The following is a 25,830-nucleotide window of genomic DNA, read 5'->3' as shown; positions in this document are numbered from 1 at the left end:
CCGGCCGCCGCACCCAGGATCTCCCCATGGCTTCAACCAGGATCCAGGTCATCGGCGGCCCGACCGCGCTCATCGAGTACGGCGGGCTGCGCCTGCTCACCGACCCCACCTTCGACCCGCCAGGCGACTACCCCGTCAACGCCGGACGCGGCCTCGCCAAGACCGACGGGCCCGCGGTGCCCGTCGAGCAGATCGGCCACATCGACGTCGTCCTGCTCTCCCACGACGAGCACCCGGACAACCTCGACAAGACCGGACGGCAGATGCTCGCGGACGTCCCGCTCGTGCTGACCACTGTGACCGGCGCGGAACGCCTTGGGGGAACGGCGAAGGCGCTGCCGAACTGGCAGAGCGCGACGGTGGGCGGCGTGACGGTCATCGGTGTCCCCGCCCTGCACGGCCCGAGGGGTGCCGAAGCAGTGGTCGGCGAGGTCATCGGGTTCGTGCTGACCGGCGACGGGCTGCCGACCGTGTACGTCAGCGGTGACAACGCCTCACTGGACGTCGTCGAGGAGGTCGCGTTCCACACCGGGCCGATCGACGTCGCGGTCCTGTTCGCCGGCGGGGCGCGCGTGCCCGTGATGAACGCCTACCTGACGCTCACCAGCGCCCACGCCGCCCGCGCCGCCGCGATCCTCGACGCGAAAGCCGTTGTGCCCGTTCACATCGAGGGATGGCAGCACTTCACGCAGGGCCCCGGCACGATCAGGGACGCCTTCGCCGAGCGCGGCCTCGGCGACCGGCTCGTGCTGCTCGAAGCAGGTGAGTCAGCCGAGTTCTGATCACCACTCGACGGGCAGTTCGTACAGCCCGTAGACGAACATGTCCTCCCGGTAGCGCAGGTCCTCCACCGGGCGGACCGGCCGCAGGTCGGGGAACTCGGCGAACAGGGCACGCAGCACCACCCGCAACTCCACACGGGCAAGGCTCATGCCCAGGCACTGGTGCACGCCGTAGCCGAACGTGATGTGCGGGACCTTCGACTGCTCCACGTCGATCGCGTGCGGGCAGCCGTACTTGGACTCGTCACGGTTGGCCGAGGCGAGCAGGCACGTCACCCACTCCCCCGCCGCGATCCGCACGCCGCCGACCTCGACGTCCTCGGTCGCGCGGCGCACCACGCCGTACTGGATCACCGAGTGGATCCGCAGAACCTCCTCGACGAGCCGGTCCGCGCTGTCCGGCGTGGCCAGCTCCTTGATCAGCTCAGGGCGGCCCATCAGGTTCGCCACCCCGACGCCGATCGTGCTCGCCGTGGTCTCGTGCCCGGCGAGCAGCAGGAGCATGGCCATGCCGACCATGTACTCGCGTGACACCGGTTCGCCGTCGATCTCGCCCTGGCCGAGGTGGCTGAGCAGGTCGTCGACCGGGCGGCGCTTCTTCTCGTCTACGACACCGCGCAGGTACTCGGTCAGCGCGATCGTCGCCTCGTCGACCTGGTCCGGCGTGCTGTGCACGGAACTGCGCACGTGCGTCTGCTGCTGGAAGAACTCCTGGTCGGCCACGGGCACGCCGAGCAGTTCGCAGATGATCGCCGACGGGACGGCGAACGCCAGCGCGGGCAACAAGTCCACCGGCGGGCCCTGCTCGCGCATCCTGGCGATGTGCTCGGCCGTGATCGCCTCGATCCTCGGCTCCATCGCCCGCGCCTTTCCCGGCGTCATGTCCTTCATGATCAGCCGCCGCCACTTGGTGTGCTCCGGCGGGTCCATCGCCACGAGCGAGCGCGGCATCATCACGGGTTTGCGCCCCAGAGCCAGCGACGGCGGCATGTTGCCCGCCCGGTCGATGCTGAACCGGTTGTCGGCGAGCACTTCCCGCTGGAGGTCGTAGGTGGTGATGAGCCAGCCTTCCACCCCGTTGGGCCAGACGAACCGGCTGATCGGCGCCGCGTCGCGCAGCGTGACGTACTCCGGCGGCAGATCGAACGGGTGCGTCACGCGCTCGCGCGGCAGTTCCGGAAGCGCGGACGGCTTGACCGCAGGCTGAACCACAGTGACTCCCTGCCTCGAGTGCAACTCCTTGTGCCTCACCGTGACACGCGCGGCGTCCCACCCACATCTACGCCAAGTCCCACTCCCTCGGGAAACCCTCGTGAGTGTTTCGTCCGGTTCTAACCGGACGAAACACTCACGAGCCTTGTGCTGGAGATTCCCAGTCCGGTGGGACGCGTGCCTCACGACCGGGTGGCGTTCGCGCTGAATGCTGGGTACCGGATCAACCAGAAAGCAGGGCAGGACTCTTGACGTCCTCGCCGCCCTAAATGACGGGAATCCCCTTGGTCGCCCTTGGGTTTTCCTGCTTCGCCGTCGACTGCCCGAACGGAGGTTCCCCCGTTGAGGTCTTACACCGTCTCCACAGGCCGTCACCGCCAGCCCGGCGGCCGGCATGTTACGCGCCGCGTTGACATCACGATCGTGGCTGGTGCCGCACCGGCACGTCCACGACCGCACGTTCAGCGGCATCCGCTCAACGCGGGGACACAGCTTGGACGAGGGGAACCAGCGGTCCACCACCAGATCACGTCCATGCCATGGGGTTTCGTGTTCCAGCAGAGCGCGGAACTGCCACCAGGCCGCGTCACTGATGGCACGGGCCAGGCTGTGGTTCTTGACCATGGTGCGCACGGCCAAGTCCTCGATCACGATCGTGTGGTTCTCACGAACGAGCCGAGTAGTCACCTTGTGCGGACAGTCACGGCGACGGTCATCGCACAGCAGCGACACGAACCAACGGCCTGCCGCGTCGTGCGGCACCGTCACCGTCGACGGGCACGCGCCGCCGGGCAACGGACGCGACCACCCGATCGGCAGCGGCTGATCCAGTTTGGCCGAGCTCAGCGTCCCGTCGCGCCACCGGAACGCGCGGCCGGTGTACTCCGCCGACCGCCGCGACTTCTTCCTACTCCTGCACGCCGGGTACCCGGCGCGTTCGCCCCAGAAATCGGTGAACCCGACCTGCAAGTGCCGCAACGCCCACGCCTCGCGACGGGCCTGCGACGCCAAGTTGCAGACCAGCCGGGCACACCCGGACGTCCGGCCGAGCTCAGCAGCCTGCCCCGGGGCCGGGTGGAAGCGGTACCCGAACGCCCGCTTCCCAACCCTGGCCACAGCTCACACCCTGACAAGCCAACCAGCGAACCCCTCGGCGACATGCCGGTACACGCTGATCCGCCGTGGCGGCGGATCAGCGTTCCCTGCCTTGCTCCGCAGGGGTTCCGTTTCCTCTCCAGCCTGAAGGCCGGAGTATCCGCGAAAGGAATCCGATGAGCGAGGGGCACGTGCCAGACGCAGCGGACGCATTCGCACTCTCGCAGCTGATGTTCCCGACAACCGCGCTGTGCATCTCGGTCGCGGCCCGTCACGGGCTGGCCGACGTGCTGGCGGACGGGAGCATGTCCGTCCGGCACCTCGCCGAACGGACCGGCACCGACGAGATCCAGCTCGGCAAGGTGCTCCGGCTGCTCGCCGAGGAAGGTGTCTTCCGCGAGACCGGGCCGGACGTCTTCGCCAACTCCCGGTTGTCGCAGCTGCTGCGCAAAGGTTTTCCACGTTCTCAGTACTCGATGGCACACCTGGTCGGCGAACCGTGGCTGTGGAACTCGTGGTCCCAGCTGCCGCGGGGGCTGACCACGGGCAAGCCGGGTTTCGAGCTGGCACACGGCATGACGCTGTGGGCCTATCTCGGCACGGCCCCGGCCGCGGGCGCGGTCTTCAACGACGCCATGCGCGACTTCTCCGAGGCACTGAGCGACCAGGTCGCCCAGTCGTTCCCCGAGTTCGCCGACAGCGGTGTGGTCGCCGACCTCGGCGGCGGCACCGGCACGTACCTGCGGGCGATCCTGGAGACCTACCCCGGTCTGGCCCGTGGCATCCTCGCTGACCTGCCCGCTGTGATCGAGCAGGCCCGTACCAGCGACGAACTGGCGCCGCTGCTGGCTTCCGGGCGGCTGACGCTGCACGGCGCCGACTTCTTCGAAGCGGTTCCGTCCGGTGTGGACACCTACGTGGTCAAGCAGGTGATGCACAGCTGGTCCGACCAGGCGGTGATCCAGTTGTTGCGGCGCTGCAAGGAGACCTCGCCGAACGCACGGTTCGTCGCGGCGGAGTTCATCCGCGACACCAAGGCACCCCGGTTCGTCAAGAACTTCGACCTGGTCATGACGATCACCATGAACGGCAACATCCGCACCGAGGCGCAGTACGCCGACGTGTTCGAGGCGGCCGGGTACGAGCTGACCAGGGTGCTGCCGACGGACACCGCGTTCAGCCTGGTCGAAGCACGGCCGCGGCCATGACCAGCCCGGTCGCCCAGCTGCTGCGCTGGCACCGGGGCAAGGGCATGGTGCCCGGCCACGACGGCGACACCACGCTGGTGGCGGCGGACTCGTGGCTGGTGCAGGACGGCGCGGTGCGCGGGCTGGGCCTGCACCGGTCCCGGTTCACGTCCGCCTGCGCGGGCACCGGCGCGATCGAACTGTCCGAAATAGACAAGTTCTGGCCCGCGGTGGTCGACCAGCTGCCCCGCCGCGGCGCGTGGTTTCCCCGCGTCGAGCTGGTCCGCACCCCGAACGGCTACCAGCTGCGGCTGCGCATCCGCCAGGCGCCCGCCCGCACCGGCGAGGTCAAGGTCTGGATCGGCCGCGGCGACCCACGGCAGACGCCCCGGCGCAAGGGGCCGGACCTGGCCATGCTGGGCGAGTTGCACGCCGAGGCGATGCGGTTCGGCGCCGACGAGGCGTTGCTGACGACGCCCTCCGGCCTCGTGCTCGAAGGGTCGCGGTGCGGCCTGGTGTGGTGGGAAGGGAACACGCTCTGCGTGCCGGACGGTCACCTGCGTGTGCTGCCCAGCGTCACCGTCACGCTGATCCGCCGTGCCGCCCTGGGGCAGGGAATCGCGATCGCGGGCCGCAGGCGGCGGCTGGCCGAACTGGCCGACCGCGAGGTGTGGATGGTCAACGCACTGCACGGGATCCGGCCGGTGACCGGCTGGATCGGCGGCCCGCGAGCGGGCGCGGCCGTGCGGGCGCCGTGCTGGCAGCGGTGGTGGGCCGGTGCCGCCGTCGCCCTTCCGAGTCATGACGTGTTCGCCCGGCCGGCCTGACGGCTGAGAACGATCGAGGAGAGGTTCCGTGATCAAGCGCACCATCTGGAAACCCGCCGCGCCCTTGGCCGTCGCGGCATTGGCCGCGACGGTCGTCAGCAGCGCCCAGGCCGCACCGGAGGACGAGCCTGCGAGCAGCGCGCGGCCGATCGCGTCGCCCGCGGTCGTCGTGTTCGCCGACCCGGCGGAGTTCAAGGCAGGCAAGCGATCCTGGTCGGTGGCGTACGCCGACTTCAACGGCGACGGCAAGCTCGACGCGGCGACCGGCAACGGCGGCAACTCGCTGTCGGTGTTGTCCGGCAACGGCGACGGCACGTTCGGCGCCAGGACCGACTACCCGGCGCCGAAGGAGCCGTACTTCCTGACGTTCGACGTGACCACGGCGGACTTCAACGGCGACGGCAAGCCCGACCTCGCGCTGGCCGGCGGCAACCCGATCGGCAACGTCGGCATCTACCTCAACAAGGGTGACGGCACGTTCGACGCGCCGCGGACCGTTCCGGTCGGCTACGGCCCGAACCAGATCACGACCGGCGACCTCAACCGCGACGGCAAGGCGGACCTGATCACCGCCAACAACTTCGCGGCCAACATCACCGTGCGCCTCGGCCGCGGCGACGGCACGTTCGGGCCGGAGAAGCGTTACAACATCGGCCCCGGCCCGCAGGGCGTGACGGTCGCCGACGTCAACGGCGACCGCGTCCCGGACGTCCTGACCGGCAACTTCGGCCGGATCGAGGACTCGCTGTCGGTGCTGATCGGCCGTGGTGACGGCACATTCCGCGACGCGCACAGCTACGCGGCCGGTGAGACGGTCAACGACGTGGTCGTCGGCGACTTCAACCGCGACGGTGTGCCGGATGTGGCGGTGGGCGAGTTCGTCAACAACAAGATCTCGGTCCTGCTCGGCAAGCGGTGGGGCGGTTTCGGACCGGCCCGCAAGTACGACACGGGCACCGGCCTCAACGAGCTGACCGTCGGCGACTTCAACGGCGACGGCGCGCTGGACATCGCCAGCACGGTGTCACCGGACGCCAACCGCGACCCGAGCGCACCGCCGCCCAACGACCCCAAGGGCGCCGGTGTGTCCGTCCTGCTGGGCCACGGTGACGGCACGTTCGCCGGGAAAACCCACTACACGATGCCGGGCACGGTCGCGGCGGTGAAGGCCGCGGACGTCAACAAGGACGGCAGAACGGACCTGCTGGGCGTGAACCTCGCCAACGAGTCGCTCGTGGTCTGGGTCAACAAGGGCAACAAGTGACCGAAACCGCACTGCGGACTGACAACCCGGTGGCCGGCGCACCCGTGGCACGCACGGTGTTCGTCATGACGGTCACCGGGTTGCTGGTCGTCGGGCAGATGTACCTGGTGCTGCCGCTGCTGCCGGCGATGGCCCAGGACTGGCACACGACAGCGACCGCGGCGACCTGGACGGCGACGTCGTTCGGTTTCGCCTACGCCGCCGGTTTTCTGATCACCGGGCCGCTTTCGGACCTCTACGGCCGCAGGCGGGTCGTGGTGACCGGGTTGGGTGTGCTGGCTGTGGCCACTGTGGCCGCGGCCTTCGCCACCGCGCTGCCCGCGATGATCGTCTGCCGGATCGTGCAAGGCGTCGGTGCCGCCGGGTTCTCCCCCGCGGCTCTGGCGTATCTGAGCGAACGGATCCCGCCTGCCCGGCGGTCGCTTGCGGTGACGTGCCTGGTCACGGCCATGGTCGCGGCGACGGTCACGGGACAGCTGGTGGCTCAGGCGTTGGCGGGCATCGCCGGCTGGCGTGGCGTGTTCTGGTTCAACGCGGGCTTCGTCGCGGTGCTGGCTTTCTCGTTGCGGCTGGTGATGTTGCCCGACCTGAGGCGCCGGTCCGCCGACGCGCTCGGGGTGTTCTTCAGCTCGACCAGACGTTTGCTCACCAGGCCGGTGCTGATTCTCATCTACCTCGGCGCGTTGAGTGTGCTGGGCGTGTTCGTCGCCATGTACACGGCGTTGCAGCTGTACGGGCCGCCGGCGCTGGTCGGCGATCCCGGGGCGATGCTGGCGTTGCGGGCCAGTTCGCTGCCCGCGCTGGTGGCGATTCCTTTCCTGGCTTCGGTTCTCGACCGGGTCCGGCCGACTCTGCGTGCCGCGCTGGCTTTGGGCACGGGTGTGGTCACGCCGCTGGTTCTTGGAGTCGTCGGCGATCCGCCCGCGGTGATGGTGGGCGGGTTGATGTTCCTGTTCGTGGCCAAGATCGCTATGGTCTCACCGGGGCTGACGGAACTCGTCGGCCAGCTTTCCGGTCAGGCTCGCGGTGCCGGGGTCGCTCTGTACACTTTCGCTTTGCTGGCCGGGGCCAGCCTTGGGCCTCAACTGGTTTCCGCTCTCGGTGGTCACGGTTTCACCGCTGTTCTGCTGACGATCTCGGGCGTACAGCTCGCCGGTACAGCTTTGTTGCTCGCCGCTGATCGGCTTCGCCCTCGGGCTGCTGACGGCCGCCCAGACCGGGGGCGCCGCTGAGGGTGCTGGAGAACTACTGACCTGCGCCGTGCAGCTTCAGGCAGCGGAGACAGTTCGCCGACGTGCCGTGTCAGGGTCGTGTCAGGGCCGTGGCGGGTGACCTCGCAATCGTCGTCGGCGTGGAAAACACGCACAGGCCCACGGTCCCCCATCCACTGCACGGGACAGCAAAGCGGCTGCTGGCCGACCGGCACTCGCTGCCGCTGTCCATCGCTCTGCACCTGGTCCCCGGTGCTCTGATCGTCGCGGTCTACCTGCTGATCGCCGAACCGTTCGTCCTGGCCAACGGGTATCCGGTGTTCCTGGGCTGGGCGATCGCGCTGTGCCTGATTCTCGGGCCGCTGATGGCCGGCTTGTACTGGCTGGGGCGCAAGCGCAACGGCCGGTTCTCGTTGCGCGGCGTGCTGCACTACACCGACAAGCCGTTGCCGAGGGGCAAGCTCCTGGCCGTGGCCGTCCCCCTGTTCTTGTGGATGATGGTGCTGTCGACCGCGCTCATCCCCTTGGACGGCTTCGTCTTCGACCATTTCTTCACCTGGCTCCCGTTCGCCGACGCGGGCGGCAGCGCCACCACGTACCTCGAGAACAACGGTCGCTCGGCCATGCTCACCACGCTGGTGATATGCCTGCCGCTGACCGGAATCGCGCTGCCGCTCATCGAGGAGTTCTACTTCCGCGGGTTTCTCATGCCCCGCCTCGCCCACCTGGGCACAGCAGCCCCGGTACTCAGCACGGTCCTGTTCTCGCTGTACCACTTCTGGGCACCGTGGACGTTCGTGTCGAAGCTGATCTTCTTCTTCCCGGGACCGTGGTTCGTGTGGAAGAAGAAGGACATCCGGCTCTCCATCGGGATGCACGTCGGGTCGACCTTGATCTCGACGGTCGGCGGCATCGTCGCGCTGGCGTTGAACCTCGTCTGATCACAGGATCCGGGCTTTCGTGACCGCCTTGCCAGGGTTCTGCCCGTGACCTCATGGGCGGGACCCTGGGCTGGTTGTACACCTGTGGTGTCAGTGCTGGTCCGCGCGGACGTGCGCGCGCATCCCTTGTGGACCGAACAGGATGAGCACCTCGACCGCTCCGCCGTCGGCGCTGCCGAGCCAGTGGGGCAGGGCTGTGTCGAACTCGGCTGCCTCGCCGGAGGGCAGCGTCAGGTCGCGGTCGCCGACCACGAGGCGCAGGCGGCCGTTGAGCACGTACAGCCATTCGTAGCCGTCGTGGGTCTTCAGTGCCGGTTCGAGTGGTTCCGGGCTGCTGGGGATGATCATCTTGAACGCCTGGATCCCGCCCGGTCTGCGCGACAGCGGGATGAACGTCAGGCCGAACTTGTGGATCGGTTTGAGGTGGATCCGGGGGTCGCCCGTGCGCGGTGCGCCGACGAGGTCGTCCAGTGGCACGTCGTAGGTGCGCGACAACGGCAGCAGCAACTCCAGGGTGGCCCGGCGCTGGCCGCTCTCCAGCCGGGACAGGGTGCTCTCCGATACGCCGGTTGCCGCTGCCAGGTCGGCGAGGGTGATGCCGCGATCCCGCCGCAGCGCGCGCAGCCGTGGCCCCACCGTGTCCAGTACCTCGTCGTCGCTTTTGCTGTCCACAGGCTCAGCTTGCCATAACGGCAAGTTTTCGTGCCAGATCGTGTCATGCCTGGTCAGACTGGGCGGGTACCGACTGGAGGAGACCTGATGAGCACCGATGCGGTGACGTTCTGGGACGGCGTCCACGCCGCCCGGCCGGCGGCCACCGACCCGCGGCCGAATGTCCGTCTGACCGAGACAGTCACCGCCCTGCCACCGGGCAGGGCGCTGGACCTGGGGTGCGGCAACGGCGGTGACGCGCTGTGGCTCGCCCGCCAGGGGTGGCATGTCACGGCGGTCGATGTCTCGGCCGTCGCGGTCGAGCGGCTGGCCGACCTCGCTCACGCCAACGGCCTTGATGACCTCGTCGCCTTGCGGCAGGACTTGCACGAGTCGTTCCCGCAGGGCGGATTCGACCTGGTCAGCGCCCACTACCTGCACACGCCGCTGGACCTGGACAGGGCGATCGTCCTGCGCTCGGCCGCGCACGCGCTGCGGCCAGGCGGGCGGCTGCTGGTCGTCGACCACGGGTCCACCGCGCCGTGGTCGTGGAACCAGGACCCCGGCGCCCGGTACCCGAGTCCCCGCGACGTGGCCGCGGGCCTCGAACTGGACACGTCCGGGTGGGCGGTCGAACGGGCCGACGCTCCACACCGGATCGCCACCGGTCCTGACGGGCGCACCGCCGAGGTGATCGACCACGTCCTGCTCCTCCGCCGCGCCGCCTGACCAGGAGGAAATCCCATGCCCAGCACCAAGAAGCGCCGCAGTGACACCCCGCCGCCGCGGACCGGCACGAGCGAGGCCGAGGTCCTGCGCGGATTCCTCGACTACCTCAGGGCGTCGATCGCCGCGAAGGTCGAGGGCGCACCGCAACCGCGGGCGCGGGCAGCCATGGTGCCGTCCGGCACGAATCTGCTCGGGCTGCTCAACCACGTGACCTTCGTCGAGCGTGCGGTCTTCCTCGGGGACAAGGTCACGAACTGGCAGGCGACCTTCCACGCCGCACCGGACGACAGCGTCGCCGACGTCGTCGCCCGTTACCGGGAGACGGTCGAGCGCGCGAACGAGGTACTCGACGCGTGCATCGACCTCGCCGGACCGGTCCCCGGCCGCCACGGACCCAGTGTCCGCTGGGCGCTGACCCACATGATCGAGGAAACCGGCCGTCACGCGGGCCACGCGGACATCCTCCGCGAACTGATCGACGGCTCGACCGGGCGCTGAACCCCTTCGCAGAAAAAGGAGAACATGAACACCGCAACCGTGCGCGCGGCAGCCCTCGCGCTCATCCTCGTCCTCACGTTCGGCACCGCCTGCGCCACACCGACAGACGCCGCTGCGCCGTACGCCACCGCCACCCGGAGCGATCCGGAGTTCGCCAGGACGTTCCGGCACGAGTTCGCTGACGTCGACGGCATCCGCATGCACTACGTGAAGGGCGGCACCGGGTCGCCGGTGGTGCTGATCCATGGCTGGCCGCAGACCTGGTACGGCTGGTGGCCCGTCATGCCCGAACTGGCCAAGAACCACACCGTCTACGCCGTCGACCTTCCCGGCCTGGGCGACAGCACCGGCACACCGACCGGTTACGACAAAGCCACGCTGGCGCGGTACGTGCACACCCTGGTCACCGACCGGCTCAAGGTGCGTGACGCCGCCGTCATCGGCCACGATTTCGGTGCGGCGGTGGCGTTCCAGTACGCCAGCCAGTTCCCCGGCGACACCGCTCGGCTGGGCTATCTCGACCTGCCGCTGCCCGGTCCCGCGATCGACGCTGCCACGTACCGCACGCTGAGCTGGCACATCGCGTTCCACACCCAGCGGCGTGTCCCGGAGGCGGTGGTGGGCGACGACGTCCGCGACTACCTCGACTTGTTCTACCCGCAGGTCTCGTTCGGTGGCACGGCTTTCGGTGGCACGTCGGACCGTTCCCCGTTCGACGGCAACGAGATCGACGAGTTCGCCCGCACGTACAGCAGGCCTGAGGTGCTGTCCGGTGGGTTCGAGCTCTACCGTGCGCTCGACAAGGACGTGCGCGACACCGTGGCGGCGGCGCCGACGAGTGTGCCGACGCTGCTGATGACCGCGCAGGGCCAGCTCGACGCCATCCGGGGCACCGTGGCCCCGCGCATCACGAACATCGTGCGCGCGGCGGACGTTCCGCGTGCCGGGCACTGGCTCGTCGAGGAGAACCCGCAGTTCGTCGCCGCCGAGCTAGGGCGTTTCCTCGCCGGGTGACAGTTGACGGGTCAGGTCGCCGACGAACCGCTCGAGCAGGCGGCCGAACACCCGGCGGTCCTGCTCGGGCCAGTCGGCGACGGCCTTGTTGATCCACCCGAACACGGCACGGAAGTAGCGCTCGGCGATCTCGCGCCCGCCGGGGCCCAGTTCGATCAGGCGCGCCCGCTGGTCGTTCGGGTCGGCGATCCGGCCGACGAGCCCACGCCGTTCCAGATCGTGCAGCAGGCGCGTCACGTGCGGCCCGACGACCTGCATGCGGGTGGCGATCTCCCCGACACGCAACGGTTCGCCCGCCATGTGCAATGTGATGAGCACGGTCGTCGCGGGCCGGTCGATCGCGACCCCGGCTTCCTCCATCGCCCGCTCGACCAGGCGGCTGCGGTTGAGCACAGCGCTGAGGCCGGTCAGGTGCGGCAGCAACGCCATCACGTCGAACTCGTCCGTCTCGTCGTGGTCCATATCACCTCCATTAGATACCTAAATTAGGTATATATTGTCCGGTACCCGCGTCACCCCCGAGGCCGTCGCGGCCACCAAAAGGATACCTAAGTTAGCTATCCAACGCTTCGCGAGGGGACAGCACCATGACCAAGGGCTCGATCCTGATCTCCGGCGCCGGCATCGCCGGTCCCGCACTGGCCTACTGGCTGCACCGGTACGGCTTCGACGTCACCGTCGTCGAGAAGGCCCCGGCCGTCCGCAGCGGCGGCTACCCCATCGACATCCGCGGCACGGCGTTGGACGTCGTCGAGCGGATGGGCCTGCTGCCCCGGCTGCGCGCCGCCCACGTCGACTCCCGCCGGATCACCTTCCTGCACCCCGACGGCAGCCCCGTCGCATCGGTCGCCGCTGACAAGATCGTCGGCAACGCCGCCGGCCGCGACCTGGAGATAGCCCGCGGCGACCTCACGGCCACCTTGTACGACGCGGTCCGGGACACGTGCGAGTTCGTGTTCAGCGACTCCATCGCCGCGCTGGCGGAGGACACCGACGGCGTGGACGTGACCTTCACCAGCCGACAGCGGCGCAGGTTCGACCTGGTCATCGGCGCCGACGGGCTGCACTCGAACACCAGGGGCCACACCTCCGGCCCCGAGGAGCAGTTCCACCGCTACCTCGGCTACTGCTTCGCCGGGTTCACCATGCCCAACGACTTCGGCCTCTCCCACGAAGGCGTCGTGTGGAACGCGCCCGGCCGGTCCGGGGTCCTCTACGCCGCGGGCGACAACGACCACGTACACGCCTTCCTGATCTTCACCCGCGCCGAACCGCCACTGGCGGCCTTCCGCGACCCGGCGGCCCAGCGGGACGTCACCGCCTCGGCCTTCGCCGGCGACCAGTGGGAGATCCCGCGGATGGTCGCCGCGATGCGCACGGCCGACGACCTGTTCTTCGACGTCGTCAGCCAGATCCACATGCCGTCCTGGGCACGTGGCCGCGTCGCCGTGGTCGGCGACGCCGCCCACGCACCGTCCTTCCTGTCCGGCCAGGGCACGAGCATCGCACTGGTCAGCGCGTACATGCTCGCGGGCGCGCTCGCCGCGCAACCTGATCACACCTCGGCCTTCGCCACCTACGAACGGGAGACGCGGCGGTTCGTCGAACTGAACCAGGCGCTGGCCACCGACGGACGCTCCGCCGTCACCCCGGAGACCGCCGAAGCATTGGCACAGCGCAACGCCGCACTGCTTGACCCGGACTCGTTCGACGGCGACACCGGGCGGCCCGAGCACTCGGCGCTCACCTTGCCCACGTTCGCCTAGTACTTCCCGCTGGCCGTGGCGCCGGTGCGCGGCCCGTAGGGCGCGTGCTCCAACCAGGAGCCCATCCAGGGTATCACCGGCGACAGCGTCGCCGCGGCTTCCTGCCGCAGCTTCATCAGCGCCGACGTAGGACGCATGTGCGACAACGCGAGCCGCGCGGCTTCGCTGTTGAACCGCGCAGCCACACCGCGATCGTGGTCGAAGTCCTTGATCGCCTTGGAACTGCCCGACTCCAGTGCCGACTCGACGGCGTCGGCGGCGGCGGCGCCGTCGGCGAACCCGCTGTTCATCCCGCGCGCACCGAACGGCGGGAACAGGTGGGCCGCTTCGCCGACCAGCAGCACCCGGTTGTTCGAGTCCACAAAGGATCTGGCGACCACGTGCAGGTAGTGGTACTTCGAGATCCACACCACCTGCTCGGCGTACTTCGCGTCGACGACCTTCGGCAGCCAGCGCTCGACGCCGTCCGGCGAGGCGAACCGGTCGGCGTCGTCGTCCGGCCCGCACTGCAGGTCGACCTGGAACCCGCCGGCGAACGGCACGCGCATCACGTTGCGCCCGCCCAGAGCCGGGTGGCGGTAGTGGAACACCCGCTCGAGCGGCATCGAGTCGTCGAGGACGTCGACGACCACGTGGAATCCCTCGGACCTCGTGCCCTCCCAGGTGATGCCGATCTGCTTGCGGACGACGGAATGGGCGCCGTCCGCGGCCACGACGTACTGGGCGCGCCAGTCCCGGCCGTCGGCCGTGCGGAGCGAAACACCGTTCGCGTCCGTGGTGACCGTTTCGGCCCTGGCGCCCCACTCGATGTCCACGCCCGCGTCCAGGCAGGCCGCGTGCAGGTGTTTCTCCGTCTCGATCTGGCGCAGGCTGGTGAACCGGGGCAGCCGGTCGCCGCCGGCGGGCGGGTAGGTCCTGGCGAAGACCTCGCGGCCGCGGAAGAACGTCCGTTTGGTCGGCCAGACCGCGCCGTGCGCCACGATCCGCGCCGCCAGTCCGGGACTGGCCTTGTCCAGCAGCCGCAACGACTCCTGGTGCACGAACAACGCGCGGCTGCCCGGCCGGACCCGGTCCGCCTGCTCCGCCTCCAGCACCGTCACGGGCAGGCCGCGCGAGCGCAAGGCCAGCGCCGCGCCGAATCCGGCCGGTCCGGCTCCGACGACCAGGACCGGCCTTTGCTGCACGGCCATGTCAGCTCCTGGCCGGCTGGTAGCCGCCGACGGGGAGCCGCTGGGTCACCCCGAGCCGGTTCCACGCGTTGATCGCGACGATCGCCATCACGATCCGGCCGAGCGCGGGTTCGTCGAAGTGCTTGGCCGCCGCCGCCCACACCTCGTCGTCGACACCGCCGTCCGCGATCAGCGTGATCTCCTCGGTCAACGCCAGCACCGCGCGCTCCTCGTCGGTGAAGAACGGCGTCTCGCGCCACGCGTTCAGCGCGTAGATCCGCTGCTCGGTCTCCCCCGCCGCACGGGCGTCCTTGGTGTGCATGTCAAGGCAGAACGCGCACTGGTTGATCTGCGAGGCGCGGATGTTGATCAGGTCGGTCAGCCTGCGGTCCAGTCCCGACTCGGCGATCGCCGCCGTCAGCGCGAACAGCGGCGTCTTGCCCTGCGGCCAGGCCTTGCCGAGGTTGATCCGGGCGTTCGACATGTGTTCCCCACTTTCGTTCCCTGTCCTGCGTGTCAAGCCTTGCCGCCCGCGAGCAGGCGGATCAGCTCCGGCCGTTGCACCTTCCACGTCGACGTGCGCGGCACCTCGTCGAACGGTAGCCGCACCGGGTCGGCCATCGGCGGCAGATCCGCCGTCGCCATCCGCCACCGCTCGGGGTCGAGCGGTCGTTCGCCCTTGGTGCACACCACCGGGACGGGCTCACCGGACGAACCGGCCACGATGGCGATCTCGCGCAGTTCGTCCAACCGGGACATCAGGATGTCCTCGGCCTCGAGGTTGGAGTCCATCGACTCGATCTGGTCGACCTCCCGGTCCACCAGGCGCACCCGGCGCAGCCGCCCGATCGAGCCCATGTCGCCCATCCTCCACCACTTGCCGCGCACCTGGTCGGCGTAACGGTCGGGTTCACCGAGGTAGGTCAGGATCCTGCTGCGGATCTTGACTTCGAGGTGCCCGGTTTGCCCGCGCCGCACGGGTTTGCCGTCGTGGCCGGTAACCCGCAGTTTGACGAACCCCGGCAGCGGGATCCCGACGAACCGGGCGTCGCCCTTGCCCGCGCCACGCCGGGTGAAGAACCGCGCGCACACCGGGCCGGTCTCCGACTGGCCGTAGAGCTGCAGGAAGATCGGGAGCACGCGGTTGGACGCGGACAGCATCCGCTGGATCGTGCGCGGGTGCATCGCGTCGAACGTGCCACCGAAGCACCGCACGTTGCCCAGCGGCGCCAGCGGCGCGTCCGCCAGTTCCTCCCAGTCGATGTACGTGTTCGGGTGCGTCTCGACGTACCCGGGTCGTGTGCGCGCGAACAGCCTGCCGATCCGCTCCGGGGCGTGGTCGGCCGCGATCACCATCGGGTTGCCGTGGTCCAGGAACACACGCAGCGCGTTGTAGAACCGCGAGTGCACGAACGTCATGCACAAGGCCGCGGTTTCTCTGCCACGAATGGGCCACGCCATCAGCTTCTGCGGCAACAACCTGTGCCACAGGGAATCGCCGCAGTGCACGGCTAGTTTCGGCACGCCGGTCGTGCCTGAGCTGTGCGTGATCAGGGCCGGTTGGCGTGGGTGCAGGCGGACCGGTTCGGGGCGTGCGGCGCCGGCGTATCCGCTCAGCGCCGTCGTGCCGGTGATCTCCCTGCCTGCCGTGAGCAGCACGCGGTGGGTGGCTTCGATCGGTGCCGTACCGCCGAACGACGAGTCGATCTTGCCGGCGTCGATCAGCAGCCACGGCTTGTCCAGACGCCGCAGCAGTTCCGTCGCGATGTGGGCCGGCAGGGCCGGGGACAGCAGCGCGGGCACGCCCCCGATCCGGGAGACCGCGCACGCCAGCAGCGCGATGTCGAAGTTGTTGGTCTTGTAGATCGCGACGCGTTCGCTGGGCCGGACACCGGCCGCCCACAACCGCGCGGACAGCTCGTCGACCAGGTCAGCGAGGTCCCGCACAGTGGTTTCGGTGCCGCGGCCGGGGGCCAGTTGCAACGGCTGGTCCAGGTGGATCCGCACGGTGCCGCCGCGCTCGGCCGCGTCGGCGAACATCCGGCCGATCTCGAACGTCTTGTCAGGCATCGCTGTCCTCCGAGGCTCTCGGGGCTCTGGTGGCGAAGTGCGGATCCCGCAGCGCGAACCGGCGGAGCTTGCCGGTCGACGTGCGGGGCAGGGCGTCGACGAACCGGACCGACCGCGGCACCTTGTACGGCGCCAGGTTCGCGCGGGCCAGCGCGATCAGCTCGCCGTCCAGCCCGTACCGCGCGGATCCCGGTTCGGCGACGACGAACGCGCGCAGCTTGCTGGCGCCGAGGTGGTCGGGCACGGCCGCGACCGCGACCTCCCTGACCTTGTGGTGGCTGCGCAGGACGTCCTCGACTTCCATCGGCGACATCGTGATCCCGCCGACCATCTCCAGGTCGTCGGCCCGTGCCACGTGCGTGAACGTCCCGTCGGCGTGCCGCACCACCCGGTCACGGGTGTGCAACCAGCCGTCCACCAGCACCTCGGCGGTGGCCTCCGGGCGGTTGAGGTACCCGGTCATCAACGCGGGACCACGCACCCACAGGCCACCTTCGGCCTCGTCGGCCACCGCGCGGCCGTCGGCGTCGCGCACCTCGATCCGGTAGCCGGGCACGGGACGGCCGATCGTGCCGGGGACGTCGCAGGCCAGCGTGTTCATCGTGGCGGCGCACCCCACCTCGGTGGCGCCCAGCTGGTTGAGCACGGGCGCGCCGAGGAACCGCGCGGCGCGTTCGGTCATGTCACGGGGAAAGCGCTCACCGCCGGACACCGCGGCCCGCACCGAGTGGAACTGGCTCGGATCACCTTCGGCGACCACCCGGCCGAACCAGGACGGTACCGCGTACAGCAGCGACACCCGGTGGCGTGCCACGAGCGCGCCGACCACATCAGGCGTCGGGCGACCGGCGATGAGGACCGCGGCCGACCCGGAGAACAGCGGGAACACCAACGCGTTGCAGAACCCGTAGGTGAAGAACAGTTTCGACACCGACAACGTCACGTCGTCGGCGCGCACGCCGAGCCCCCGGCCGACCGAGTGGTAGTACGCGGCCGGATTGCCTTGCGGATGCAGGACTCCCTTCGGCCGCCCGGTCGTTCCCGACGTGTAGTGCACGTACAGCGGAACGTCGGCGGGCACCGGCTCGGCCTTCTCCGCGCCGGCCGCGCCCGCCATGAGCTCGCCGACGGTCAGGCAACGCCACGTACCGAACCGGGTCGCGAGCTCGGACGTGGTGATCACCAGCCGTGCGTCGCAATCACGGGCCATGAACGCGTGATCGTCCGCGGTCAGTTCCGGATTGACCGGCACGACAGTGCATCCGGCCCGCGCGACCGCGAGGAACGCCACCACCCAGCCGATCCCGTCCGGCAGCACGACCAGGACCCGGTCACCCGCGCGGACGCCGATGCGGTTGAGCACCGACACCGCGCGGCCCGCCATGTCGTGCACTTCGCCGTGCGTCCACGTGCCCTCTTCGGTGTGGTACGCGGTCCGCGCGTCCCATTCGTTGCGGTGCGCCAGGTCTTCCAGTCCGGCCGCGAAACCCTGCAACGGAGTGACGAGGTCATGCGACAAGGTGACCGCCCTTCTCCGCCGGGACCCGCTCCGGGTTCGGGTGCGCGCGCAGCGTCGAGGAGGCTTTGAGCAGCATTTCCTCGTACTCCTCCACCGGGTCGGAGTCGAGCACGATCGCGCCGCCCGCGCCGACGTGCCAGCGGCCGTCGGACAGCACCGCCGTGCGGATCACGATGTTGAGGTCCGCGGTGCCGTCGCAGCCGAGGAAACCGATGGACCCGGAGTACACGCCACGCGCCCGCGTCTCCAGCGAGTCGATGATCTCCATGGTCCGCAGCTTCGGCGCGCCGGTCATCGAACCGCCGGGGAAACACGCGCGGACGCAGTCGATCACGCTGGTGCCCGCCCTGAGCCGACCGCGCACAGTGGACACGAGCTGGTGCACGGTCGCGTACGACTCGACGGCCATCAGGCTCGGCACGTGCACGCTGGAGATCTCGCAGACCCGGCCGAGGTCGTTGCGCAGCAGGTCGACGATCATCAGGTTCTCGGCGAAGGTCTTCGTGCTGGTCACGAGATCCTTGCGGAGCTGGTCGTCCTCCTGCGGCGTGGTGCCCCGGCGCACAGTGCCCTTGATCGGCTTGGTCTCGACCACCCGTTCGCGGTCCACGCGCAGGAACCGCTCCGGTGACGAGCACGCCACGTGCATCTCACCGAACCGCAGGTACGCGCCGTAAGGAGCCGGGTTGCAGCGCCGCAGTTCGCGGTAGAACTCGTACCCGCCGCCCGCTTGCGGGATCTCGACGGCGTTGGTCAGGCAGATCTCGTAGCTCTCCCCGCGCAGCAACTCGTCGCGGCACGCGTCCACGTCGGCGAGGTACTGCTCGCGGTCACGGACGAGCCACGGCTCGGGCAGGCCCGGGTCCGGCGACTTCTGGCGCCGTCGCAGCGACCGAGCGTCCGCGGTCGCTGCGACGAACCCTTCGACGACCGCTTCCGCCCGGTGCAGCCAGGCGGTGGCGGCCCGCTCGGTCCCGGGTGTGCCGTCGTCCAGCGCGAGCAGATATGTCCTGCCCTGCTCGTGGTCGACGGTCAACGCCCGGTCCGAGAAGATCCACTGGGCGTCCGGGTCGGGCGAGACGTGCCCCGGCAGCGCGCCGCAGTCCGCCTTGAGCTCGTACCCGAAGTACCCGACATACCCGCACTTGAAGTCCGAGGGCAGCGGCGGGGCGTCGATCTCACGCCTGGCCAGCTCACGGCCCAGGTAGTCGAAGATCGAGCCGGGCTCGTGGCGCGTGCCCGACCCGGTCTGCGCGATGGTCACCCGGCCGTCGCCGACGCGGTACCCGACCGACTCCCCCAGCGGGCCGGACCGGTCGCCCAGGTGCGAGAACCGGGCGAGTCCCGGCTCCACGTGCGCGCTGTCGAGCCAGAAAGCGTCGCGGGAGCCGGAGAACAGCGCGGTGAACGCCGCCTCGGTGTCGACCGCGTAGCCGAGTTCGGTGACCTGTAATCGGTAGTGCACCGACTTCTCGTCCGGCTGGGCGGCCAGGGTGGCCGCTTCCGCCGTTTTGACCACAATGGACGGACGGTCGCCCTGCCGCCGCGTGGTGATGTCGCGGAAGTTGGCGAACAGTTCCCTGCCGTACTCGCTGGCGATCGACTCCGGGTGGAACTGCACTCCCCACAGTGGACGTTCGACGTGCCGGAGTCCCATCACCACACCGTCTTCCGCCCACGCCGTGGCCACCAAGCCGGGCGGCAGCGGCTCCGGTACCCGCAGCGAGTGGTACCGGACCGCGGTGAACGTCTCGGGCAGACCGGCGAACAGGTCGCTGCCGTCGTGCGTCACGCTCGTCAGGTGGCCGTGCCGCGCCCGCGGCGCCTGCCCGACGGCGGCCCCGGATGTGGTGGCGATGCCCTGGTGGCCGAGGCAGACACCCAGCAGCGGGATCGTGGTCCGCTGGATCACGTTCGCGCAGATGCCGAAGTCGGCCGCACGCGCGGGATGCCCTGGACCGGGCGAGATGACGATGTTGTCGAACGCGTCCAGGTCGATCCGCGCACCGCTGTCCGGGTTGTTCGGGATCACCACCGGTTGCTCGCCGTTCACCTCGGCGATCAGCTGGAACACGTTGTACGTGTACGAGTCGTAGTTGTCGATCAGCAGAGTCCGCATGCGTTGTCCGTCCACTATGTGTTGACCGCCAGCAGCGTGGCCGTCGCGCCGAGCAGGAGGTCCGCGATCTCGCTGACGAGAGCCATGGCCTGCACGTCGTTGAGCCGCGGGTCGCACAGCGAGCGGTACCGGTCGGGCAGTTCGGCCAGGCCCGCGCCGCCACCGCCGACGCACTCGGTGACGTCGTCGGCGGCGACCTCCAGGTGCACACCGCCCGGCCACTGTGACAGCTCGGCCATCACCGCGAAGAACCCGCGGACCTCGTCGAGGATGTCCTCGTAGTACCGGGTTTTCAGGCCGGACGCGGTCTTGACGGTGTTGCCGTGCATCGGGTCGGTCATCCAGATCACCGGGTGCCCGGCCGCGCGCACGGCCTCGACGAGCACGGGCAGCCGGTCGCGGACCAGCGCGGCGCCGTGCCGTGCGATCAACGTCAACCGGCCGGGCACGCGGTCGGGATCCAGCCGCTCGCACAGCCGCAGCAGCTGTGCCGGGTCGACGTCCGGACCGACCTTGCAGGCGAGCGGATTGGCCACACCGGACAGGAACATCGCGTGCGCGCCGTCCGGTTTGTTGGTGCGGGCACCGACCCACGGCAGATGCGTCGAAGTGAGGAACCACTCGCCGGTGTTCGGGTCCCGCAGGGTCAGCGGCTCCTCGTAGTCGAGCACCAGCGCTTCGTGACTGGCCCACAGTCCGCTGTGGACCCATTCCAGGCCGTTGCCGTGGGTCCGGCCGTATGTGCCCATTGTGGCGAGGGCCGGCGGCGGCGCTTCCCACCAGCCGGGCAGTTCCGCGCTCCCGCCGGGCCCGAAGCCACTGGCGAGCCGTTTCAGTTCGGCGTAGACCCGTTGCGCGGTGCGGTAGGCGTCGATCAGGCGCGGCGCGTACGGGTGACGCTCGGCCTCGGTCGGCGAGGGACCGTTGACGATCAGTCCGTGGAACGACGGCAGCACGCGACCGCCGACGAGTTCGGTCGGCTCGGAGCGCGGCTTGCCGAACTGGCCGGCCAGCCTGCCGACCGTGACCACCGGCAGCCCGATCCGCTCGCTGACCACTGTGGACATCCGGCCGAGCAGCCGGTGCTTGGCCACGGCGCCGTCCACCGCCGCCGACCCGAACGGCTCAGCGCAGTCACCCGCCTGGATCACGAACGCGTTGCCGCCCTGCACGGCGGCCAGCGACCGCGACAACGCTCGCACGTCGTCGTAGGTGGTCAACGGCGGCAGGGACAGCAGCGCCTCACGGACCCACGCGATGCCCGGCGAGGCCCAATTGGGCTGCTGGACGGCGGGGAGGCGGTGCCAGATGCCCGGGTGCCACGGCTCCGGGTCGGATGTGGAACCCTGCCAGCCGGGCGGGAACGGCATCCGGCCGGCAGGGAGCTGTGGCGGGGAAGGTGCCTGCCTTGACAAGTTCATCTTCACCACGTTTCGGGTAAGGAGCCGGACAACGACGATCCTCACCGAGCGGACATCCCGTGGTCTTGAGGAAACGGTCATGGGACAACTGGGAAATCGCGTTCCTGGGGTGGTCGTCTACGCAATGTTGCGTAGAGCCGACGCGCCTGACAGCGGACGACTCGCGGCGGCGCGGACGGCATGCTCGACGCGTGACCGATCATCTGGTTGAGACATCGGGCCTGACCAAGCGATACGGCAAGAACCTGGCTGTCGACCAGGTGGACCTCACGGTGCGCCGCGGCGAGGTGTACGGGTTCCTCGGACCGAACGGCGCGGGCAAGACCACTACGCTGCGGATCCTGCTCGGCCTGGTGAAGCCGACGGCGGGCCGGGTGAAGGTCCTGGGCGAGCAACCGGGCAGCCCGGCGGCGCTGAGCAGGATAGGCATGCTCGTCGAAGCCGCCGCCTTCTACCCGTACATGTCGGGGCGCGACAACCTGCGCACCTTCGCCCGCTACTGCCGCGTGCCGGACAGCAAAGCCGACGAGGTGCTGCACATCGTCAGCCTCGCCGACCGCGCCGGGGACAAGTTCGCCTCGTACTCGCTGGGCATGAAGCAGCGCCTGGGTCTGGCGGCGGCGCTGCTGAAGGACCCGGAACTGCTGATACTGGACGAGCCGACCAACGGCCTCGACCCGCAGGGCATGGCCGACATGCGGGTGCTGCTGCGGCAGCTGGGGCGGGGAAGCCGGACAGTGTTGCTGTCCAGCCACATGCTCGGTGAGGTGCAGCAGATCTGCGACCGGGTCGGGATGATCATGAACGGCAGACTGGTCCGCGAAGGCACGGTGGACGAACTGCGCGGCGGATCAGTGCTGACCGTCCACGCGGAACCACTGGACCAGGCGCGGGCACTGGCGTCGAAGATGTTCGGCGCGGACCGGGTAGCCGTGCACGAGAGTGAACTTCGGCTGAGCGTCGAGCCGGACGACGCGGTCCGGGTCAACCGGGAACTGGTGCTCGCCGGAGTGGCGGTCCGCACGCTGAACTGGGTGGAGAGGTCGCTGGAAGAGGTCTTCTTCGAAGTGACCGACGCCGAGAACCCGGAACTCGCCAAGGAAGGTGCCTGATGCTCGCGAGTTTCACGGCGGAGCTGTTCAAGATCCGCAAGCGGACGGTCTTCTGGCTGATCGGCGGGGTCTGGATGATCATGACCCTGATCTTCGGATACGTGTTCCCGTACATCAGCTACCACGGCAACCCGACCGGGCCAGCCGTGGGCGGCAGGACGGCAGCGGAGCGGGTGCTGCTGGAAGCGTTGCCGGAAAGCCTGGTTTCCAGTGCGATCCAGGGCTTCCCGTTGTTCGCGGGAGCGCTGGCGATGCTGGTCGGTGTCCTGCTGGCGGGTGGAGAGTACGGCTGGGACACGATGAAGATGATGCTCACCCAAGGACCGCGGCGGCTGTCGGTGCTGAGCGGAAAGCTGGCCGCGCTGCTGGCGCTGATGCTGACGATCGTGGTAGCCACATTCATCGTCGACGGAACAGCAGCGTGGCTGGTCGCGGCAGTCGAGTCGAAGCCGATGGCCTGGCCCTCCATCGGTTCCCTGGTGCAGGGGATCGTCTCGGGCTGGCTGATCGTCGGCATGTGGGCCACCACCGGGTTCTTCCTCGCGACTTTGGTGCGGGGTACGGCCCTGGCAGCGGGGTTGGGCCTGGTGTGGGCGTTGGCCGTGGAGAACCTGATGCGGATCTTCGCCAACATCGTGGCGCCGATCGACGTTCTTCAGCGGTTCTTCCCAGGCACGAACGCAGGCGCACTGGCAGCCGCCCTGGGAGTCACACCGCAGGGAGAACCAGGCGGAACGCCGGGTGTGACCACCGCCGTCAGCGGGACTCAGGCCGCCGTCGTTCTCGTGGTCTACATCGCGATCTTCGGCGCGATAAGCCTCTTCGCAGTGAAGCGCCGCGATGTGACCTGATCTCACTTCGGCACGGTTGGCTGCTGGTGGCTTGCGCTCCTGCTGACGAGTGCTCGGCCGGCTTACGCTCCTGTCGACCGGTGCTCGGGTTGCGCTGCTACTGGCGGGTGCTTGGCGTGCGCTGTGCGAGGGTGCATGGTGAGTGTGTAAGCGTGCCCACCTATGGCCCGCTCGCCGTCGTGTGCCGGGTTTTTGACGGATGATGTCTGATTGCGTCAGCGCTGCTGGTTACGTTGGAGTGCGGCTTCCAGCCACAAGTGCGGCTACCAGCGCTGGCCATACGGTGTTGGTTACGTTCCAGCCATTCCTCCGAGATCTTGCGCATGCTTCCTGGCCACCAAAGGCCCAAAAACCCGAGCATGGATAAAAACACGATGAAAGCGATCACTGATCAATAGTCAACCCAGCCCGAACAGCGAAGACAACGAGCTGAGCCCGAGACCGAGCATGCAACTTGACCATTGCCCGACTGATGTGAGTCCGAACGGTAGCAGGACTGAGCACAAGCTCCTTGGCGATTTCCTCGTTGGAGTAACCAGTGGTAACCCAGGCAACCATCTGACGTTCCCGCTCCGTGAGCTCATCCAAACCCCCGACAGGAGCAGAGCTGGGAGCGACCTGCCGGTTGAACATGGAAACAACCCGGCGCGTAACCGAAGGCGAAAGCAAAGCCTCCCCCTGAGCAACCACCCGAATGGCCCTGACCAGCTCATCCGGTGCGGTGTCCTTCAGGATGAAGCCAGCAGCCCCGGCCTGAAGCGCCTCGAAAACGTACTGATCAACCTCGAACGTGGTCACGATGATGACGCGTGTACGGGTTATGTCCGGATCAGCGGCGATCTTCCGGAGCGTTTCCAGTCCGTCCATGCCCGGCATCCGCACGTCCAGCAAGAGAATGTCCGGAGGGTCGCGGCGCAGGAGGTCCAGCGCGGCCTGACCGCTGGAGACCTCGCCGGACACCGTCATGTCCTCCTCGCGGTCGATCAGCACGCGCAGGCCCATGCGGACCAGCTCGTGGTCGTCGGCGAGCACCACCCTGATCACCGATCGCCTCCCAACGGCAGGTGGGCGACCACGCGGAATCCGCCGTCCGAGCGTGGCCCGGCTTCCAGCCTGCCACCGACGTCCTCCACCCGGCTGCGCATTCCGGTCAGGCCTCGGCCGAGGCGCGGCGCCTGTTCCGGCGTGGCGTGCCCCCGGTCGGCCACCTGCACCACCAATTCGTCCTCCTGCCGTGCGATTCGCACGTCCGCTGTCGTTTCCCCCGCGTGCCGCAGCACGTTCGTCAACGACTCCTGCACGACCCGGTAGGCGACCACGTCGATGTCCTCGGTCAGCAGGGCTCCCACCGGCTCCACTGCCAGGTCCACCGGCAGCCCGCCCGCACGTACCTGTTCCACGAGTTCCGGCAACCCGGCCAGGCCGGTGACGTCGTGGTCTTCCTCGTTGTCGGTTTCTTCCGTTTTGCCCGGCTCTTTCCGGTGCACGGTCTCCAGCATGCTGCGCAGTTCGGTCAGCGACTTCGCACTGGTCGCCTGGATGGCTTCGAGGGACTTGCGTGCCTGTTCCGGCTGTTCGTCGAACACCAGCAGCGCCACGCCCGCCTGCATCGCCACCAGGGCGAACCCGTGCCCGGCCACGTCGTGCACGTCCGCGGCTATCTTCATCCGCTCTTCCAGGGCCACCCGGGTGACGAGTTCCTGGCGCGCCCGTTCCTGGGACGCTGTCACGGCGTGCACCAGCGCGCCGAGCGACCACGGCAGCACGACCCACGCCAGCCAGGCCAGGGACAGCAGCAGCGGGGTGTCCACCTCGCGGGTGAAGCGGGTGGCGACGGTCGAGTACGCGACGATCCCGGCCACACCACAGGCCAGCAGCGACATCCGCAACGGGATCTGCCTGGCCACCTCGAACATGGCGACGATCATGCAGAGCTGCACCGGCCCGTACGGGTACCCGGCGAGTAGATAGCCGCCCGTGGCCGCCATCGCCACCGCGAGAGCCCAGACAGGCGCTGAGCGGCGCAACGCGACCGTCGCCATGGTCGCGATGACGACGAGCAGGACGGACAAGACGTCCAGCGGTTTGGCGCGGCCCGCCTGCAGCGCGGCGGCACCGATCGTGCCGAGCACGAGTACGACGGCCACCAGGCCCGCGTACGCGAGTTCACGCAGCGACGGCATCCTCAGGCCCCAGTTTGTTGCGCGGAAACCGCCCACGGTGTGAGCATACGGCCCTAGTCGGCTTGACGCTCAGGCAATCCACCGGATTCCGCCCGATATCGGGCCGATGCCCGATCCGCCTGCCCGGTCGCCGCGCCGGGACACCCGGCCGGGTCCGGCAAAACAGGCACCCTCCACTTCGAGCAGTGCCGCGGAATCCCTGGATCCGC

Annotated in this window: 23 protein-coding genes and 1 pseudogene; 12 read left to right on the top strand and 12 right to left on the bottom strand. The window is 69.1% G+C overall.

Features of this window, described 5'->3' with window-relative positions; genetic code table 11:
• Positions 1 to 26: 26 nt before the first annotated feature.
• Positions 27 to 782: an MBL fold metallo-hydrolase gene (locus tag AOZ06_RS18965; protein WP_054290627.1), complete on the top strand. Its 756-nt coding sequence runs from the start codon at positions 27 to 29 to the stop codon at positions 780 to 782.
• On the opposite strand, the gene AOZ06_RS60040 is transcribed toward AOZ06_RS18965, so the two are convergent.
• Both AOZ06_RS60040 and AOZ06_RS62130 read right to left on the bottom strand, forming a co-directional pair.
• On the bottom strand, positions 783 to 1,994 hold the full coding sequence (locus AOZ06_RS60040; protein WP_054290626.1) for a cytochrome P450: 1,212 nt from the start codon (positions 1,992 to 1,994) through the stop codon (positions 783 to 785).
• Between the two features lie 405 nt (positions 1,995 to 2,399).
• Positions 2,400 to 3,110, bottom strand: a pseudogene (locus AOZ06_RS62130) (RNA-guided endonuclease InsQ/TnpB family protein); the annotation flags it as partial.
• A gap of 209 nt (positions 3,111 to 3,319) precedes the next feature.
• On the opposite strand from AOZ06_RS62130, the gene AOZ06_RS18950 reads away from it, so the two are divergent.
• From AOZ06_RS18950 to AOZ06_RS18930, 5 genes are all read left to right on the top strand, one after another.
• Positions 3,320 to 4,297: a methyltransferase gene (locus AOZ06_RS18950; protein ID WP_225954787.1), complete on the top strand. Its 978-nt coding sequence runs from the start codon at positions 3,320 to 3,322 to the stop codon at positions 4,295 to 4,297.
• Entirely contained in the window at positions 4,294 to 5,103 is an 810-nt protein-coding gene (locus AOZ06_RS18945; RefSeq protein WP_063810066.1) for an aminotransferase class IV, read from the top strand. Before AOZ06_RS18950 ends, AOZ06_RS18945 begins: the two co-directional genes overlap by 4 nt.
• Positions 5,104 to 5,131: 28 nt before the next feature.
• Positions 5,132 to 6,367, top strand: a complete 1,236-nt coding sequence (locus AOZ06_RS18940; protein WP_054290623.1) for an FG-GAP repeat domain-containing protein — start codon at positions 5,132 to 5,134, stop codon at positions 6,365 to 6,367.
• Complete coding sequence (locus AOZ06_RS18935) at positions 6,364 to 7,599, top strand: MFS transporter (protein ID WP_054290622.1); 1,236 nt, start codon at positions 6,364 to 6,366, stop codon at positions 7,597 to 7,599. Before AOZ06_RS18940 ends, AOZ06_RS18935 begins: the two co-directional genes overlap by 4 nt.
• A 119-nt stretch (positions 7,600 to 7,718) precedes the next feature.
• Positions 7,719 to 8,519, top strand: a complete 801-nt coding sequence (locus tag AOZ06_RS18930; protein ID WP_054296744.1) for a CPBP family intramembrane glutamic endopeptidase — start codon at positions 7,719 to 7,721, stop codon at positions 8,517 to 8,519.
• Positions 8,520 to 8,609: 90 nt separating this feature from the next.
• Here the strand turns inward: AOZ06_RS18930 and AOZ06_RS18925 are convergent, their stop codons facing one another.
• Entirely contained in the window at positions 8,610 to 9,191 is a 582-nt protein-coding gene (locus AOZ06_RS18925; protein WP_054290621.1) for a helix-turn-helix domain-containing protein, read from the bottom strand.
• Positions 9,192 to 9,278: 87 nt separating this feature from the next.
• On the opposite strand from AOZ06_RS18925, the gene AOZ06_RS18920 reads away from it, so the two are divergent.
• From AOZ06_RS18920 to AOZ06_RS18910, 3 genes are read left to right on the top strand one after another with little or no spacing between them, the layout of a single operon-like run.
• A complete protein-coding gene (locus tag AOZ06_RS18920) occupies positions 9,279 to 9,899 on the top strand; it encodes a class I SAM-dependent methyltransferase (protein WP_218922013.1) in 621 nt (206 codons plus the stop codon).
• 15 nt (positions 9,900 to 9,914) lie between these two features.
• Positions 9,915 to 10,397, top strand: a complete 483-nt coding sequence (locus tag AOZ06_RS18915; RefSeq protein WP_054290620.1) for a DinB family protein — start codon at positions 9,915 to 9,917, stop codon at positions 10,395 to 10,397.
• Positions 10,398 to 10,421: 24 nt separating this feature from the next.
• Positions 10,422 to 11,411 (top strand): alpha/beta fold hydrolase, encoded by a 990-nt coding sequence (locus AOZ06_RS18910; protein ID WP_054290619.1) that lies wholly within the window; start codon positions 10,422 to 10,424, stop codon positions 11,409 to 11,411.
• Here AOZ06_RS18910 and AOZ06_RS18905 read toward each other — a convergent pair.
• Positions 11,388 to 11,873 (bottom strand): MarR family winged helix-turn-helix transcriptional regulator, encoded by a 486-nt coding sequence (locus tag AOZ06_RS18905; RefSeq protein WP_054290618.1) that lies wholly within the window; start codon positions 11,871 to 11,873, stop codon positions 11,388 to 11,390. The genes AOZ06_RS18910 and AOZ06_RS18905 overlap by 24 nt on opposite strands.
• Before the next feature lie 125 nt (positions 11,874 to 11,998).
• Here AOZ06_RS18905 and AOZ06_RS18900 point away from each other — a divergent pair, with 125 nt between their 5' ends.
• Positions 11,999 to 13,177 carry an FAD-dependent monooxygenase gene (locus AOZ06_RS18900; RefSeq protein WP_054290617.1) on the top strand — a complete coding sequence of 393 codons (1,179 nt, stop codon included), beginning with the start codon at positions 11,999 to 12,001 and terminating at the stop codon, positions 13,175 to 13,177.
• Here the strand turns inward: AOZ06_RS18900 and AOZ06_RS18895 are convergent.
• Genes AOZ06_RS18895 through AOZ06_RS18870 form a run of 6 tightly spaced genes read right to left on the bottom strand, consistent with a single transcriptional unit; the run spans position 13,174 to position 21,475 of the window.
• Positions 13,174 to 14,367: an FAD-dependent monooxygenase gene (locus AOZ06_RS18895; protein WP_054290616.1), complete on the bottom strand. Its 1,194-nt coding sequence runs from the start codon at positions 14,365 to 14,367 to the stop codon at positions 13,174 to 13,176. The genes AOZ06_RS18900 and AOZ06_RS18895 overlap by 4 nt on opposite strands.
• 1 nt (position 14,368) lies before the next feature.
• Positions 14,369 to 14,830, bottom strand: a complete 462-nt coding sequence (locus tag AOZ06_RS18890) for a carboxymuconolactone decarboxylase family protein (RefSeq protein WP_054290615.1) — start codon at positions 14,828 to 14,830, stop codon at positions 14,369 to 14,371.
• Between the two features lie 32 nt (positions 14,831 to 14,862).
• Positions 14,863 to 16,416 carry an AMP-binding protein gene (locus AOZ06_RS18885; protein ID WP_054290614.1) on the bottom strand — a complete coding sequence of 518 codons (1,554 nt, stop codon included), beginning with the start codon at positions 16,414 to 16,416 and terminating at the stop codon, positions 14,863 to 14,865.
• Positions 16,409 to 17,935 (bottom strand): class I adenylate-forming enzyme family protein, encoded by a 1,527-nt coding sequence (locus AOZ06_RS18880; protein WP_083471788.1) that lies wholly within the window; start codon positions 17,933 to 17,935, stop codon positions 16,409 to 16,411. Before AOZ06_RS18880 ends, AOZ06_RS18885 begins: the two co-directional genes overlap by 8 nt.
• The gene (gene pabB, locus AOZ06_RS18875) at positions 17,925 to 20,054 is read right to left on the bottom strand and encodes an aminodeoxychorismate synthase component I (RefSeq protein ID WP_054290613.1); all 2,130 of its coding nucleotides are present in this window, start codon (positions 20,052 to 20,054) and stop codon (positions 17,925 to 17,927) included. The genes AOZ06_RS18880 and pabB overlap by 11 nt, the downstream gene beginning before the upstream one ends.
• Positions 20,055 to 20,068: 14 nt before the next feature.
• Positions 20,069 to 21,475, bottom strand: coding sequence for a 3-deoxy-7-phosphoheptulonate synthase (locus AOZ06_RS18870; RefSeq protein WP_225954788.1), 1,407 nt, complete (start codon positions 21,473 to 21,475; stop codon positions 20,069 to 20,071).
• A 191-nt stretch (positions 21,476 to 21,666) separates the two neighbouring features.
• Between AOZ06_RS18870 and AOZ06_RS18865 the strand changes: the two genes are divergently transcribed.
• A complete protein-coding gene (locus AOZ06_RS18865; protein ID WP_054290612.1) occupies positions 21,667 to 22,587 on the top strand; it encodes an ABC transporter ATP-binding protein in 921 nt (306 codons plus the stop codon).
• Positions 22,587 to 23,438 (top strand): ABC transporter permease, encoded by an 852-nt coding sequence (locus AOZ06_RS18860; protein ID WP_054290611.1) that lies wholly within the window; start codon positions 22,587 to 22,589, stop codon positions 23,436 to 23,438. Before AOZ06_RS18865 ends, AOZ06_RS18860 begins: the two co-directional genes overlap by 1 nt.
• A 384-nt stretch (positions 23,439 to 23,822) precedes the next feature.
• Here the strand turns inward: AOZ06_RS18860 and AOZ06_RS18855 are convergent, their stop codons facing one another.
• Positions 23,823 to 24,482 carry a response regulator transcription factor gene (locus AOZ06_RS18855; protein ID WP_054290610.1) on the bottom strand — a complete coding sequence of 220 codons (660 nt, stop codon included), beginning with the start codon at positions 24,480 to 24,482 and terminating at the stop codon, positions 23,823 to 23,825.
• A complete protein-coding gene (locus AOZ06_RS18850) occupies positions 24,479 to 25,657 on the bottom strand; it encodes a sensor histidine kinase (protein WP_236952289.1) in 1,179 nt (392 codons plus the stop codon). The genes AOZ06_RS18855 and AOZ06_RS18850 overlap by 4 nt, the downstream gene beginning before the upstream one ends.
• Positions 25,658 to 25,830 lie beyond the last annotated feature (173 nt).

This window comes from Kibdelosporangium phytohabitans, from assembly GCF_001302585.1.
Classification (GTDB): domain Bacteria; phylum Actinomycetota; class Actinomycetes; order Mycobacteriales; family Pseudonocardiaceae; genus Kibdelosporangium; species Kibdelosporangium phytohabitans.
The sequence above is the reverse complement of the archived record's forward strand: the minus strand, read 5'-3'. Positions and strand labels throughout refer to the sequence as shown.